At 38.5% G+C, this 13,620-nt stretch carries 15 protein-coding genes; 8 read left to right on the top strand and 7 right to left on the bottom strand.

Going from position 1 to position 13,620, the window contains the following annotated elements; all coding sequences use genetic code 11:
• Positions 1-2: 2 nt before the first annotated feature.
• Both GQR38_RS03955 and rpoE read right to left on the bottom strand, forming a co-directional pair.
• Entirely contained in the window at positions 3-620 is a 618-nt protein-coding gene (locus GQR38_RS03955; RefSeq protein WP_165721038.1) for an RseA family anti-sigma factor, read from the bottom strand.
• Position 621: 1 nt separating this feature from the next.
• Positions 622-1,203 carry an RNA polymerase sigma factor RpoE gene (rpoE, locus tag GQR38_RS03960; protein ID WP_002958721.1) on the bottom strand — a complete coding sequence of 194 codons (582 nt, stop codon included), beginning with the start codon at positions 1,201-1,203 and terminating at the stop codon, positions 622-624.
• A 246-nt stretch (positions 1,204-1,449) separates the two neighbouring features.
• On the opposite strand from rpoE, the gene nadB reads away from it, so the two are divergent.
• Positions 1,450-3,060, top strand: coding sequence for an L-aspartate oxidase (gene nadB / locus GQR38_RS03965; RefSeq protein WP_007581714.1), 1,611 nt, complete (start codon positions 1,450-1,452; stop codon positions 3,058-3,060).
• Here the strand turns inward: nadB and GQR38_RS20470 are convergent.
• Together GQR38_RS20470 and GQR38_RS03970 are read right to left on the bottom strand one after the other, a co-directional pair.
• Positions 3,035-3,391, bottom strand: a complete 357-nt coding sequence (locus GQR38_RS20470) for a hypothetical protein (RefSeq protein WP_240917376.1) — start codon at positions 3,389-3,391, stop codon at positions 3,035-3,037. The genes nadB and GQR38_RS20470 overlap by 26 nt on opposite strands.
• 55 nt (positions 3,392-3,446) lie before the next feature.
• Complete coding sequence (locus tag GQR38_RS03970) at positions 3,447-3,698, bottom strand: succinate dehydrogenase assembly factor 2 (protein ID WP_007581709.1); 252 nt, start codon at positions 3,696-3,698, stop codon at positions 3,447-3,449.
• Between the two features lie 164 nt (positions 3,699-3,862).
• Between GQR38_RS03970 and GQR38_RS03975 the strand changes: the two genes are divergently transcribed.
• Positions 3,863-4,774, top strand: coding sequence for a folate-binding protein YgfZ (locus GQR38_RS03975; RefSeq protein WP_165721039.1), 912 nt, complete (start codon positions 3,863-3,865; stop codon positions 4,772-4,774).
• A gap of 12 nt (positions 4,775-4,786) precedes the next feature.
• Positions 4,787-5,272 carry a peptidylprolyl isomerase gene (locus GQR38_RS03980; RefSeq protein ID WP_007581704.1) on the top strand — a complete coding sequence of 162 codons (486 nt, stop codon included), beginning with the start codon at positions 4,787-4,789 and terminating at the stop codon, positions 5,270-5,272.
• A 42-nt stretch (positions 5,273-5,314) separates the two neighbouring features.
• Here the strand turns inward: GQR38_RS03980 and GQR38_RS03985 are convergent, their stop codons facing one another.
• Genes GQR38_RS03985 through GQR38_RS03995 form a run of 3 tightly spaced genes read right to left on the bottom strand, consistent with a single transcriptional unit; the run spans position 5,315 to position 6,998 of the window.
• Entirely contained in the window at positions 5,315-5,797 is a 483-nt protein-coding gene (locus GQR38_RS03985; protein ID WP_165721040.1) for a hypothetical protein, read from the bottom strand.
• Between the two features lie 25 nt (positions 5,798-5,822).
• Positions 5,823-6,635: a DUF481 domain-containing protein gene (locus GQR38_RS03990; protein WP_007581700.1), complete on the bottom strand. Its 813-nt coding sequence runs from the start codon at positions 6,633-6,635 to the stop codon at positions 5,823-5,825.
• Between the two features lie 42 nt (positions 6,636-6,677).
• Positions 6,678-6,998, bottom strand: coding sequence for an HI1450 family dsDNA-mimic protein (locus GQR38_RS03995; protein ID WP_007581697.1), 321 nt, complete (start codon positions 6,996-6,998; stop codon positions 6,678-6,680).
• A 367-nt stretch (positions 6,999-7,365) separates the two neighbouring features.
• Between GQR38_RS03995 and GQR38_RS04000 the strand changes: the two genes are divergently transcribed.
• The 5 genes from GQR38_RS04000 to GQR38_RS04020 all read left to right on the top strand — a co-directional run bounded on the left by GQR38_RS04000 (position 7,366) and on the right by GQR38_RS04020 (position 13,610).
• Positions 7,366-8,157, top strand: a complete 792-nt coding sequence (locus GQR38_RS04000; protein ID WP_165721041.1) for a crotonase/enoyl-CoA hydratase family protein — start codon at positions 7,366-7,368, stop codon at positions 8,155-8,157.
• Positions 8,158-8,228: 71 nt separating this feature from the next.
• The gene (locus GQR38_RS04005) at positions 8,229-8,582 is read left to right on the top strand and encodes a CidA/LrgA family protein (protein ID WP_024590004.1); all 354 of its coding nucleotides are present in this window, start codon (positions 8,229-8,231) and stop codon (positions 8,580-8,582) included.
• Positions 8,575-9,318, top strand: a complete 744-nt coding sequence (locus GQR38_RS04010) for an LrgB family protein (protein WP_165721042.1) — start codon at positions 8,575-8,577, stop codon at positions 9,316-9,318. Before GQR38_RS04005 ends, GQR38_RS04010 begins: the two co-directional genes overlap by 8 nt.
• A 38-nt stretch (positions 9,319-9,356) precedes the next feature.
• Positions 9,357-10,193, top strand: a complete 837-nt coding sequence (locus GQR38_RS04015; protein ID WP_165721043.1) for a mechanosensitive ion channel family protein — start codon at positions 9,357-9,359, stop codon at positions 10,191-10,193.
• Between the two features lie 162 nt (positions 10,194-10,355).
• Positions 10,356-13,610, top strand: a complete 3,255-nt coding sequence (locus tag GQR38_RS04020; RefSeq protein WP_165721044.1) for a winged helix-turn-helix domain-containing protein — start codon at positions 10,356-10,358, stop codon at positions 13,608-13,610.
• Positions 13,611-13,620: the final 10 nt, after the last annotated feature.

Consider the following 13,620-nt stretch of genomic DNA (forward strand, 5'->3'; position numbering starts at 1 on the left):
AATTAGTTTTTTTCCTCAGACGCTTTGGTATTAGTTTGCGCTGTTTCTAAAGAATTCGCAACTCGTGCTTGGCGTTGATGCTCAAGAACTAATGCACCAATACGTTGTTGCTGTAATTCACGTAAACCTTGCTCTGCATTTTCAAGCGCAGGCTCAGATGAGTAACTTACTGGCGATGCCATACCTGTCAGCGGTGTGGTTTGTAGTAATGGAATTTCGCTTTGTTGCTCGTTGTTGCTTTGAGGAAGCGTATTAACTCCAACAATAGCAAACATTGCCACACTGGCTGCAATTGCTAGTTGAGCAACTGGCTTGCGCCAATTAAAAGCCACTACTTTATTATCTTGTACCGTCTCAGTGATTGCTTGAGGCTGTGTTTTTGACTGACCAAAGTCAGCATAAACAGGCTCGCTTTCTAGTGCTAATGCAACGCGATCGCTAATATCAATATGTATGTCGTTATTATTTTTTTGAGCACGCATCGCATCACCAATTAACGCATAACGGCCAAACGTAGTTACATCTTGCTCTGCAATTTTTGCATCAGTCAGATGTTGCTCGCCATCAAGTAATGCCGATAACGCTTCGTTATCTAACTTGTTAAGGTGTGCTTTTGTCATACTAAGACTCGCCTATTAATGGGTTTAATTTGTTATCTATTGCTTCACGGGCACGAAATATACGCGAACGCACAGTCCCGACCGGGCAATCCATTACCACTGCTATTTCTTCATAGCTCATCCCTTCGATTTCTCTAAGGGTGATTGCGGTTTTAAGATCTTCAGGCAAACTATCAATCGTATTAAAAATAACAGCGCGTACTTCTTCGCTTAAAAGTAGGTTTTCAGGAGATGCATTAGATCGCATTGAATCTGCACAATCATAAAACTCGGCATCTTCAGCGTCTATATCATTTGCTGGCGGCTTACGCCCCTGGGCTACTAAGTAATTTTTAGCACAATTAACGGCAATACGGTATAACCACGTGTAAAAGGCGCTGTCACCTCTAAAGTTTGGAAGTGCACGGTAAGCTTTAATAAAAGCCTCTTGTGCTACATCAGCAATATCGCCTTGGTTTGATACATAACGTGAGATCAAACCTGCAATTTTGTTTTGATACTTCTTTACTAATAGGTTGAAGGCGTTTTTATCTCCTTGCTGGACCCTTTTTACTAGCACTAAATCTAATTCCTGCTCGCTCATTCGAGCCGGTACTCCTATGTCTGATTTTTGCTTGTTATTCATATTGTCGTCATTGTTCACAAATACTCTGACCTCTTTATGAATAAAAAGTTCTGCTTAATATTATTTTTTTATAAAATAGATGATAAATAACGGCGCTAAGCCTTTAAAATCACTACGTAGTAGTATGACAAATATGGTACAACTACAGATATTAAAAACAAATATTGCTCTATACGAGCATTGTAACCGCAAAGTACCTCTGACATGAACCAAAATAAACATCACATTGCAGATGTCGCTATTATAGGTAGCGGCGCAGCAGGCTTATCACTTGCATTATCTCTAGCTAATTATTGTAACGTTACCGTGATCAGTAAAGGAGCGCTTACAGAAGGTTCTACTTTATATGCTCAAGGTGGTATAGCAGCTGTATTTGATAAACAAAACGACAGCATAGAATCTCATGTTGAAGATACACTCGATGCGGGCGGCGGTTTATGCGACAGAGACGCTGTTCATTATACTGCCAGCAATGCTCACGATTGCCTACAGTGGTTAATCGACCAAGGTGTTCCCTTTGATATGGAGTTTGATAGCAAAGGAAAAGAGCGTTTTCATTTAACACGTGAAGGCGGTCACAGCCATCGTCGTATTTTGCATGCAGCCGATGCTACTGGCAAAGCTGTGCAAACCACGCTTATTAGCCAAGTTAAAATTCATAAGAATATAACGCTCTTAGAGCAATACAATGCCATTGATTTAATTACAGATAAAAGCGCCGGAAAAACAGGCTCACACATTGAAGGTATGTATGTGTGGAACAAAAAAGCTAAAAAGGTAGAAACCATTTCAGCTAAATTTGTTGCTCTTGCCACTGGTGGCGCAAGCAAAGTGTATTTGTATACTTCTAATCCAGATGTATCAAGTGGTGATGGTATTGCAATGGCATGGCGCGCAGGCTGTAAAGTTGCCAATATGGAATTTAATCAATTTCATCCAACAAGCCTTTATCATCCAGAGCTACAAAACTTTTTAATTACAGAAGCGATGCGCGGTGAAGGGGCTTATTTAAAACGACCTGATGGCACTCGTTTTATGAAAGACTTTGACAGCCGTGAAGAGCTCGCTCCACGCGATATAGTCGCACGCGCAATCGATTTTGAAATGAAGCGTTTAGGTGCTAATTGTGTTTATTTAGATATTAGCCACAAAGATAAAGACTTTATTATTGAGCACTTCCCTACTATTTACGCAAAATGCCTAAGTGTAGGGCTTGATATAACAAAAGAAGCAATCCCAGTTGTACCTGCTGCGCATTACACTTGTGGTGGCGTAATGACCGACTTTAACGGTAAAACAGATCTCGATAACTTGTATGCTGTTGGCGAAGTCGCTTACACAGGCCTACATGGTGCAAACCGTATGGCAAGTAATTCATTATTAGAATGTATTGTATTTGCCCACGCTGCAGCTAAAGATATTTTAAGTAAAATTGAACATGCACCAGAGCCAATGGCTCTACCTCATTGGGATGAAAGCCGTGTTAGTAACTCTGATGAAGAAATTGTTATTACCCATAACTGGCATGAACTACGTTTATTTATGTGGGATTATGTAGGTATTGTACGCTCTACTAAACGCTTAGAACGTGCACTGCATAGGGTTGAGTTGCTGCAGCAAGAAATACACGATTATTATGCAAACTTTAGAGTAAGTAATAACTTGCTTGAGCTTCGTAACTTAGTACAAGTGTCAGAACTCATTATTAGAAGTGCAATGGAACGAAAAGAAAGCAGAGGCCTACATTATACAATTGACTATCCTGAACAAAATGAAAATCCAACACCGACTATTTTGACTCCAAAACGCAATTAACCGCGCTTAAAGTAGCACGTTTCAAACGCGCATAACTTTGTTCATTAACACCATTGGCTGAAATTATAAGCCAATGGTTGTTACTAAAACCTTTAATATGTAGCCATATATTATTGCCATAAAAACGGCTTTTTTTACTAATTTCACCCTGAATTTTTAAACCCTCACCCTCAAACCTAAATAGCTTGGGTTCTAGAATTATAACGCCATGGTTTGGATGAATTACCAACACTTTTTGCCACACTAAAAAGCCAGCTAATATATTAATTATCAAACAAAAAAGCATAGCTAGTAGCGAATCTAAAAATAAACATAATATTAAACTGAGCATGCAAAAAAAGACCACAATAGGTTTGTGGTCAGCGTTATTATTAGTAACTGTAAACCTATACACGAACTCGGTCTAAGATCAGCGAAACCATACCGTTTAACTGCTCATCTTTACATTCTTGATGACCCATAAACCATGCAAATAAGTCAGGGTCTTCTTCTGTTAGCAAACGCTGAAAAATAGCCTGTTGCTCTGCGCTTAAAGAGTCGTATGCTTCTTCAACAAACGGCATAAACAAAACATCAAGCTCTAACATGCCACGACGGCAAGCCCAACGAATACGTGCTTTACTATGAATTTCAACCATTTTAAACCTCATACTTAATTGACTCGAGTTTAACAAACACAAGCCTATTTAGCAGCTATTAATCTCTCATTAAAGAATAAACCCGCACCAATAAGCGCTTGTCTGTACCATACGTAACAACTGCGTTATTATGTCACTTCATTTATATTGCAAAGAAGGTTTTTATGTCGAGCGTTTATGCATGTCCGTTATCTCATCAACTTATTAGCCTCTGCGGTGCTGATAAATTATCTTATTTACACGGGCAAATCACTCAAGATCTAAATAAATTAACCAGCAGTAATTATTTGTGGGCTGGCCATTGCAGCGCTAAAGGTAAACTTTGGGGCGTATTTAAATTATTTTCTTATCAAGACAGCTACTACCTTACAGGCAGCGAAAACGAAGTAGAAAAATCGTTAGCTGAGCTAAAAAAGTATGCCGTATTTGCAAAAGTTGACATTAGTGCATGTTCAAAGCGATTAATTGGTCTCATTGGTGATGATTTATCGGATGTACTCGCACAACTTGATATTAACTTTGAAGGTGATGCGAGCGCGTGTGACTTTGAAAGCGGTAAAGCACTAAAATTAGCTGATAACCGTGTTTTATTGATGGTCGATAGCCAGTTTAGTATGCCTGATGACGTATCTACACTTGATAACGAAGCTCCTTGGCAACAAGCATCTATGCTTGCAGGTGAACCTCAGTTAAGTGCAGATGCAATTGGCGAGTATGTTCCTCAAATGGTAAACCTACATGTTATTGACGGTATAAGCTTTAAAAAAGGGTGTTATACCGGTCAAGAAACTGTGGCTCGCATGAAGTACCTAGGTAAAAATAAGCGTGCAATGTATATAGTCTCAGGTCAAAGCGAAGGGATACTTTCAGAGCCCGATTTAGAAACCCAATTAGGCGAAAACTGGCGCCGTGCGGGTAAACTTATTGCACAAAGCTTTAATGAACAAACAAATAAATTAACAGGCCTCGTTGTGTTGCCAAACGATACTGATGTAACTCAGGTACTTCGTGCAAAACACACACCTCAGGTGGAGCTAAGCATTCTGCCTCTACCCTACTCTCTTGAAGATGAATAAATAGGAATGACTATGATCGTTGCGGCAAACAAAGTGGTAAAAATGCATTATTCGGTAATGGATAATGATGGCAATAGCATTGATAACTCGTTCGGTGGTGAGCCACTACACTTTATCATTGGCACAGGCTACTTAATTTCAGGCCTAGAAAATGCTTTGCAAGGCAAGCAACCAGGCGACACACTTAGCGTAAAAGTTGAACCTGATGAAGGTTATGGCGAACGCCACGATAACCTAATGCAAGCTGTACCTAAGTCGATGTTTGAAGGTATGGAAATTGAAGTCGGCATGCAATTTCGTGCATCAACAGATGATGGTGACCAATCAGTAATGATCATCGATATCCAAGATGAAGAAGTTATTGTAGATGGTAATAACCCGCTTGCAGGCATAACACTTAACTTTGATGTAGAGATACTAGAAGTACGTGATGCAACCGAAGAAGAACTCACTCATGGTCATGTACATGGTGAGGGTGGATGTGGTCACGACCACTAATACACTGTTAAACCAAGTAAAAAAGCGCCTAGGGCGCTTTTTTTATATCATATTGTTGCGCTTAACCGTTTCAGTTTTTGCCTTACTAGGCAGCGCGATTGATACATTCTTTTCTTTTAGAGCGGCTAGTAAACCTTTTTGATCGTTTGTGCCAACTCGATACAAAGTGCCATCTTTAAGCGTTAGCTGTATTGCACTAAAGCCAGATACTGTATACACCCAACCATCGTGAGTAATTCGCATACCAATACCGTGCCTGTAAGAGTTTTGAACTGCCTTAGCTTCTACTACTTCGCCAAGCTCAATGCTTTGCCCTGCAACACCTGGACCAAACGCCCAGCTAATTTTTTTATCATCTACTTTTACTGTTAGACCATGGAACAAAAAGCCCACCAGCACTAAAATCCCAGCAAATATAATTAAAGGTCCATCAGCGCCTAACAAGTTCCATGCAAGCGCTACAAAACCGCCTATCCACGCTAATACAAAAAAGATAAACACCGCATACTGTTTATGCTGATACATAATATTCTCTAAATTAAATAAATACTTAAAAGCTGTACACCAATGTAGCACTCAGCTCTGAGTCAAACTTGAGTTTATCATCTTCGGGTTTTGAATTATAACGATACATGTAGGTAAATTTGAGTGATACCGCACCAATCACTTGGCTTATTAGTGCGGTTTCCGATTTTAAGCGAGAATTAAGACCTGAGAGCGACTGCTCTATACTCACATCTTGATTAAAACGAGTACGCTTAGAAACCAAACGTTCCCACTGCATTGCAACACGTACTAAATAACCGGTTTTATTAATTTCATCTTCGCTCACATCCGAATCTTCATCGGCTACTGAACGGTATAAACCAGGTCCTATATCAATATCTACTTTGTTTTTAGAGCCTTGATATACACGTGCACCATAGCCTGTCGCCACCGTACTTTTAAAATCAAGTCCACTAAACTCATCTTCTTCGTAATCACCGTAAATAAAAAATGAGGAGTTTTTAACACCTACTTTATAGTTACCTTGCGCAGATACAAAAACACGATTAGCTGTAACATCAGTGCCACCGCTTTCATCGTTCTCATCACGCTTATAAAGAGAGTCTATTTTAAATTGGTTACGCCACTTTTCAAAGTCTTGGTATAAATTACCTTTGAGCTTAAAACTGGTCGAATTGGTGTTACCTTTACTCAGAATAAAGCCAAATTCAGTATCACCGTAGAACATGTCACCTTTGTGTAACTCATGAATTTCTTCATCAGAGAGCTTGCCATATTCATGAAAATCTTCAAATGGATCAACGGCCCAACTTGGGCTGCTAATTATTAAAAAAATTAAAAATAAATACTTACGCACAATACTCTCTCTGCACACAATTATAAAAATAAGCAGTATTGCTTATTCAGTTTCTTTCCATAAAATATGACAAAACGGAGCATCTTTATCACGACTAATCAAAATTTTAGCAAACAAAACATCATCATTTTCAAATTCTAAACCAACCAACACCTGAATAAAGTGCTCTGGCTCTATTTCAAGGGCTACAAAGTCTTGCCACTGGTCATCTGGCTCGTCTTCTTCAATAAAGCCTAGGTCTTCTCTAAACTCATTAAAGTCTTCAACATCTTTTTCACTCAAGTTATTTGGCGCTAACTCTAAAAAAATATCATAAGCTTGGTGAGTAGCTTCTTCTACCGTATATAAACGTGGACCCGACATATGTGCTTAACCTTAAGCTTTTAAGTTGCGCTATATTATCAAATCTCATCATCATTTTGATAAAAAAAAGCGTAAAACACTGACTTTTTTGTAACCGAGTCATGCTTTATTCAGCATACAACTAAAACGACAAATAACAACTCACCTAACCTATTGAATATAAAGATTACTTTTATTATTTAAGTTAAAATAACAACGTAAAATATTTTTATTATCTTAGGTCCGAATTGTTTAGCCTTTTCTCATCTAAAACCAATCCTTTAAGACTACGGCTTTAGCAATAAATTCCATTTATTTAAAAAATACCGTCACTTTACTTAATTCCTATAACAACATAAGCTCAAGCAACAGGTCAGAGGAGTGTGTAATGATAAAACTAGAAAGACAAAATGGCATTGCAACCGTCACGCTTAGCAGAGCAAAAAAACAAAATGCATTAAGTTTTGAAATGTTTGTAGAGCTAAACAAAGTCATTAAAAATATAAAAAGAGATCGCAGTATTCGTGCTGTGGTAATAAAAGGCGATGGCGAGCATTTTTGTGCAGGCCTTGATATATCTGCAGTAATGGCTACACCAATGAACATAGTGAAATTATTGCTTAAATGGTTACCTGGCAATCAAAATTTAGCGCAAAAAGTAGTATTAGGCTGGCAGTCACTGAGTGTGCCCGTTATTGCACAAATTGATGGCAACTGTTTAGGGGGGGGTTTGCAAATAGCTTTGGGGGCAGATTACAGGGTTGTTCATATTGATGCCAAACTTGCCATTATGGAAGCGCGTTGGGGATTGTGCCCCGATATGGGCGCAAATGTAATGATGAGCGGTTTAGTTAAGCGCGACCAAGCACTTTGGCTTGCAAGCCACGCAAACCCAATCACTGCACAACAAGCAAATGAGCTAGGTTTGGTTACTAAACTTACCGATGATACTCAGCAAGCAACGCAAAACATGCTCGATACATTACTTGAGCGTTCACCAGATACGCTCGCTGCAATTAAACGCATTACACAACTTAGCTATAAACCAAACCAACGAAAAATACTCGCTAAAGAAACCTTCAGCCAAATTCGCTTATTGCTAAACCCAAACACTAAAAAAGCAATTGCTAAAGCAAAAGGAAAAGCGAATATAACCTACGCAAATACAAAGCACTGGTAGACTATTGCACAATGCATAAAAGAGTTTGATTTGTTAAAGTTAAGCTCTTATCTTTTCTGTGGGCCACTTTGATGAAATATCTGCTCAGTAGCGCTATTATTTTACTATGTTTAGCCTGCGCTAAACTCACTATGCACTTTATTGGTGGAAGCTTTCCTGCACCGTTACTTGCTATGGTTATTTTATTAGTTTTACTCTTATCGGGTATTGTAAAAGAGCAACATGTAAAACCATGCGCCTCCCCTATTTTAAATATTATGCCTATCTTTTTCATTCCTGCGGGTGTGGGATTTATTGAACATCTCGGCCTTATAAAATCGCACTGGGCATTTTTAGCCTCAGTTGTGGTGCTAGTCCCTATAACTACCTTGTTGCTTGTTAGCAGTGTAATTGCGAACTTTAAGGGAAGAGAAAATAATGACTGATTTTACTTTTTCCGCTATTTCAGAGCTACAGCCTAATTTATGGTGGCTAAGTATTCCTTTTATTATTGTATTGTTTTTAGCACTAAGGGCCGTAAACCAAAGTATAAAAAACAGCGTATTTAAATCGCTCACTAACCCCGTATTTTTAAGTATTAGTGTTATCGCTTTATTACTAATTAACCTAAATTTGCCTTATACGCAATTTGCCTCGCACAGCAAATTACTAAGCTGGTTATTAGAGCCCGCGATTGTGGCTTTAGCGCTTCCTTTATATCAGCAGTTTACACACGTACGAAAAAACCTATTACTCATAGTCGCAACATGTAGCTTAGGTATTGTTAACGCAACCGTTGTGGCATTTTTGCTAAGTATATTATTTAATGCGCCTGCGCAGCTAAGTGCATCTGTTGCCGCACTCAGTGTCACAACCCCAATATCTTTAATTGTTACTGACTCATTAGGGGGGATTAGCTCTCTTGCTGCGGCTTTAGTTATTTTTATTGGTTTACTAGGCGCTTTATTTGGTTTTATGCTTTTTAAACTCATTAATATTTTTAATCACGAATCTCAAGGTGTTGCAATGGGCACAGCTTGTCATGCAATTGGGACTGCTGCTGCTATTGCTGAACATCCAAAAGTAGGCGCTTACTCCTCAGTTGCAATGGCGCTAAGTGCTTTATTAACAGCAATTATAGTGCCGCTGTTATATCCATTTTTAGTCAACATTTTGCTATAGTTGGAAAAATACAACATAGCCCTAACATAGAGCGCTTTATGATCAGTTCTGAAATCGAACAGTTTGAAAAATATTACACCATGCTTACTGAGTATATGGTTACCTACAGTATGCAAATTGTTGGCGCTATTTTTATCGTCCTCATTGGTTTGTGGATAGCACAAAAGCTTGCCAAATTTGTAGCCGCGTTAATGACCCGTCATAACGTTGACATTACGCTTACTAACTTTGTCAGTAGCGTGGTAAAAGTACTCCTAATTGTAATGGTTATAATTATTGCACTTGGCAAAATAGGTATCAGCGTTACGCCATTTGTAGCAGCTATTGGTGCTGCATCTTTAGGTGCTGGTTTAGCGCTGCAAGGAATGCTCTCTAACTATGGTGCGGGCCTTGCCATTATAGCCACTCGACCTTTTGTTGTTGGTGATACTATTGAAGTTAAAAATGTAAGCGGCCAAGTTAAAACAATTGAGCTTGGCTACACTATTTTAATCAATGAAGAAAAAGTAGAAATCACCATTCCAAATAAGCATATAGTAGGTGAAATACTTCATAACTCATTTAGTTACTCATTGGTCAAAGGTGAAATAGATATAGCCTATAGTGCTTGCTCTGATAATGCGATTAGCCTTATTGAAGACGTACTTAAAGCCCATGAATTAGTTGCACAGAATCCGTTATCACAAGTGGGTATTGAACGTTTCGCCGATAGCGGCGTTACAATAAGCTACCGATATTGGGTACCTACCACTAAAATTATTGAAACCAAACTGGCTATTAATGGCGGTGTTTATAAAGCAATTAATAACGCTGATATTGAAATCCCATTCCCTCAACGCGTCATTACTATAAATAAAAGCGATATAGAGTCATAAAATCCAGTGGGTAATTCAATATTGAATTACCCACATCAATAAACTTCTTTTACTGCGTAAAAACTCCTTATCTGTTTGTTATTTTATCTGTAATATAAAGACTTGGTTAAAAAAGTCGGCTAATCACTCGCTTTAATTACATAATAACAATAATGAGCCATTATGAATCGCAGCCCTTTTTATTTAGGTGATTGGCAAGTCAATCCCCAGTCAAATACTCTTCAGCGTGCAGAAAAAAATAAACAGTTAGAACCAAAAGCCATGGATGTGTTAGTTCATCTTTGCTTCCAAAAAGGCGAAATTGTTACTACTGACGAGCTATTAGATCAATGCTGGAAAAATGTTGAGGTCGGCGATAACCCGCTGCATAAAACAATTACCCAGTTACGAAAAGCCCTCGGTGATAAAGCAAGTGAACCCACCTACATAGAAACTATTCGCAAACGTGGTTACCGCGTTATTGCAAAACTTGAGTTTCCTCTGGCTGAAGATATAAAAAAAAGTGAAAACACATGGCAAGGTGGCTCTCCTTTTTTAGGATTAAGCGCCTACAACCCAAGCGATACAAACCTATTTTTTGGCCGCAATCAATCTATAGAAACGTTACTCAATAGAATATCGAGCCAAGTTAAATTTGGTCGTGCTTTTTGCTTAATACTTGGCCCTAGCGGTACGGGTAAATCTTCGCTTGTTAATGCTGGGATTTTACCAAAACTCCTAGATGAGCGAGGCTATAACGGCATTGGGGTTATTTCTTATAGCCAACTCGACTTTGCAGATGTTCATAAAAATAGACTTTTTTTAGATTTAGCTTCTGCATTGCTTGATTGGGATATAAATGGCCTTCCTGTATTTGAAGGATTAAGCGCGCAAACACTGGCAGAGCAACTAGAATTGGCAATCGATGGCGTAATCAACGCCATACAAATTGCACTTAGCAAAGCCTCTACACAACTTAAAACACCCCAGTTATTTTTATTTATTGACCGCTTAGAAGTACTGCTTTCTTCTCCTTTATTTAGTAGCGAAACACGCAGCCATTTTTTATCAGTTATTGAGCGCTTAGCAACCTCTAAAACTGTGATTGTATTTAGTGCGTGTCGTAACGACTTTTACCCTTTAGTCGTTGAACAACCAAGTCTAATGGCAGGCAAAGCTCATGGCGCCCACTACGATTTAACACCGCCAAACCGCCAAGAGCTTCAACAAATTATTCGCCTGCCAGCGCTAACCGCTAATTTAACGTTCTCCAATGACCCACAAACCCAAACACCACTGGATGAAATATTGTGCGCCGATACAGCCAATAACCCTGACGCACTGCCCATGCTGCAATACACATTGCAAGAGCTGTACTTACAGCGCAGTGATAATAACGAGCTACTGCACAGTGTTTACACAAAACTCGGGGGTATTGAGGGAGCTATAGGCAAAAAAGCAGAAGATATATTTATTGACCTCAGCAACGAGCAACAACAGCAACTAAAAAGCGTGTTATCACAGCTGATCACTTTAAATCCAGATGGTAAAACCATTACGAGCCGCGCTGCCCGCTGGCAAACATTAACGAACACAAGCCAAAAAGAGCTTGTGCAAGCCATGGTCGATAGCCGTTTATTTGTATCGCATTTACAAAACCAAGAAGCCTGCTTTAGCCTTGCTCACGAGGCATTATTACGTCAATGGCCGCGCGCAAAACAATGGATTAATGACCATAAAGATGCCTTAGCAATAAAAAGTCGTTTACAACACCAAGCGCAAAATTGGATAGATGAAGGTAAAAGTAGTGCTTACCTCCTAGCGCCAGGTAAACCGCTACAAGAAGCGCAGCTATTACTAAACGACAAACTGTTTAAATTAGATGATAACGAGCACACTCTTATCAAAAGCTCTATTAAAAAAACAAAAACAAAAATAAGAGTAAAACGAGTGACCGTTGCTTTATTGTGCTTACTTACATTTACCGCGTTATTAATGAGCTTTACTAGTTTTAAGGCCCAACAACATGCGCAAAAGAAACAGCTTGAGGCCGAAAGCTTACTAGGGTTTATGGTGGGTGACTTTGCCGATAAATTACGTAGCGTTGAACGTATGGACTTACTTGATGGTATTAGTAATAAAGCACTTGAGTATTTTACAAATCAAACAGACGAATCAGGTTCACTCTTTAGCTTTAGCGATAATAAAGCACAATTTAACAACCGTTTTCAGTACGCACAAACCCTCGAAGCAATGGGTGAAGTAGCTTATTCCCGAGGTAAAACCGATGAAGCCTTTACCGCCTTTGAAAACGCCCGCACCCGCCTTGAGGCATTATTAAAAATACAGCCTAACAACTTAGAGCTACTCACGCTTGCAGGTGCCAATGCCTTTTGGCTTGGTCAATTAGCTTATGATCAAAATGATCATCAAGCTACTGAGCAAATGTTTAAAAAATACCACGCTTACAGTAAAAAAATGTATGCGCTGGCAGCCAATGATTTTAACTCCATTATGGAATTGTCGTATTCATCTAATTCTTTAGGTTCTTTATACATAGAAAAGTCTGACTACAGCGCTGCAAAAAAGAACTTTACAGAGTCGCTTTTACTTAAAAATAAAGCACTTGAACTAAAACCGAATAACAAAAATTTACTTCGAGATAAATCAGATACGATTAGTTGGCTTGCAAAAACAGAAGAGAAGCTAAGTAACTTTAATGAAGCAGTTAATATATTGGAAGGTGCAGTTGAGGTAATCACAAAATTGACTGCTAACTACCCTAGTGATGCAAGCCTTTTTTACACGTCAGCAAACATATATATGCAACAAAGTTATTTACTGAGCTATTTGAGTGATAAACGGATGGCTCATAAAAAAGCCAGCTTGGCTAATCAAGTTATCAATGAAGCTTTAGTACAAGATCCAAAAAACAATAAATTTCAGCTTATGTATTATCGCTCTTTAGCACATTCACTAATGCTATCTACTGATGAAAGTACTGACTCAACAATTGAAAAAATAATTAATTTTTTAAAATCTCAAAATTTTAAAAATACCAGCACTATCAATACACAAATTACACTGATTCAATATTTTATAAATAGACAATCACCACTCAAAGCACAGGAGTTATTAACTGAGCTTGAGAATAATGAAAACTACACACATCAATTAGCCAACCTAACTAGAACTGGTGATTACTTAGTACATACAAGAATAAACTTAATCAAAGCGAACTTAGCTACAACTAATAAACAGCGAGAGCAATTTTGCTTAAGTGCTATCAAAACTATTTCTGAAGCAGCAAAAACAAGTCAGAGCGTAAAAATAACATACCCACTAGTACAAGCTTATACCTGTTTAAACAGAGAAGACGAGATATCAGAAATAAAAACAAGCCTAGTTAAATTAGGCATTACGAACTTCCAACTATAATTACTCATAA

The sequence above is a fragment of the Pseudoalteromonas sp. c7(2019) genome (genome assembly GCF_011378625.1).
Taxonomy (GTDB): domain Bacteria; phylum Pseudomonadota; class Gammaproteobacteria; order Enterobacterales; family Alteromonadaceae; genus Pseudoalteromonas; species Pseudoalteromonas arctica.

Coding starts and splice junctions, on each gene's coding strand:
- GQR38_RS04020 (WP_165721044.1), top strand. CDS start 10,356: ATGAATCGCAGCCCTTTTTATTTAGGTGATTGGCAAGTCAATCCCCAG.
- nadB (WP_007581714.1), top strand. CDS start 1,450: ATGAACCAAAATAAACATCACATTGCAGATGTCGCTATTATAGGTAGC.
- GQR38_RS04000 (WP_165721041.1), top strand. CDS start 7,366: ATGATAAAACTAGAAAGACAAAATGGCATTGCAACCGTCACGCTTAGC.
- GQR38_RS04005 (WP_024590004.1), top strand. CDS start 8,229: ATGAAATATCTGCTCAGTAGCGCTATTATTTTACTATGTTTAGCCTGC.
- GQR38_RS03995 (WP_007581697.1), bottom strand. CDS start 6,998: ATGTCGGGTCCACGTTTATATACGGTAGAAGAAGCTACTCACCAAGCT.
- GQR38_RS03970 (WP_007581709.1), bottom strand. CDS start 3,698: ATGGTTGAAATTCATAGTAAAGCACGTATTCGTTGGGCTTGCCGTCGT.
- rpoE (WP_002958721.1), bottom strand. CDS start 1,203: ATGAGCGAGCAGGAATTAGATTTAGTGCTAGTAAAAAGGGTCCAGCAA.
- GQR38_RS03975 (WP_165721039.1), top strand. CDS start 3,863: ATGTCGAGCGTTTATGCATGTCCGTTATCTCATCAACTTATTAGCCTC.
- GQR38_RS04010 (WP_165721042.1), top strand. CDS start 8,575: ATGACTGATTTTACTTTTTCCGCTATTTCAGAGCTACAGCCTAATTTA.
- GQR38_RS04015 (WP_165721043.1), top strand. CDS start 9,357: ATGATCAGTTCTGAAATCGAACAGTTTGAAAAATATTACACCATGCTT.
- GQR38_RS03985 (WP_165721040.1), bottom strand. CDS start 5,797: ATGTATCAGCATAAACAGTATGCGGTGTTTATCTTTTTTGTATTAGCG.
- GQR38_RS03955 (WP_165721038.1), bottom strand. CDS start 620: ATGACAAAAGCACACCTTAACAAGTTAGATAACGAAGCGTTATCGGCA.
- GQR38_RS03980 (WP_007581704.1), top strand. CDS start 4,787: ATGATCGTTGCGGCAAACAAAGTGGTAAAAATGCATTATTCGGTAATG.
- GQR38_RS20470 (WP_240917376.1), bottom strand. CDS start 3,391: ATGCTCAGTTTAATATTATGTTTATTTTTAGATTCGCTACTAGCTATG.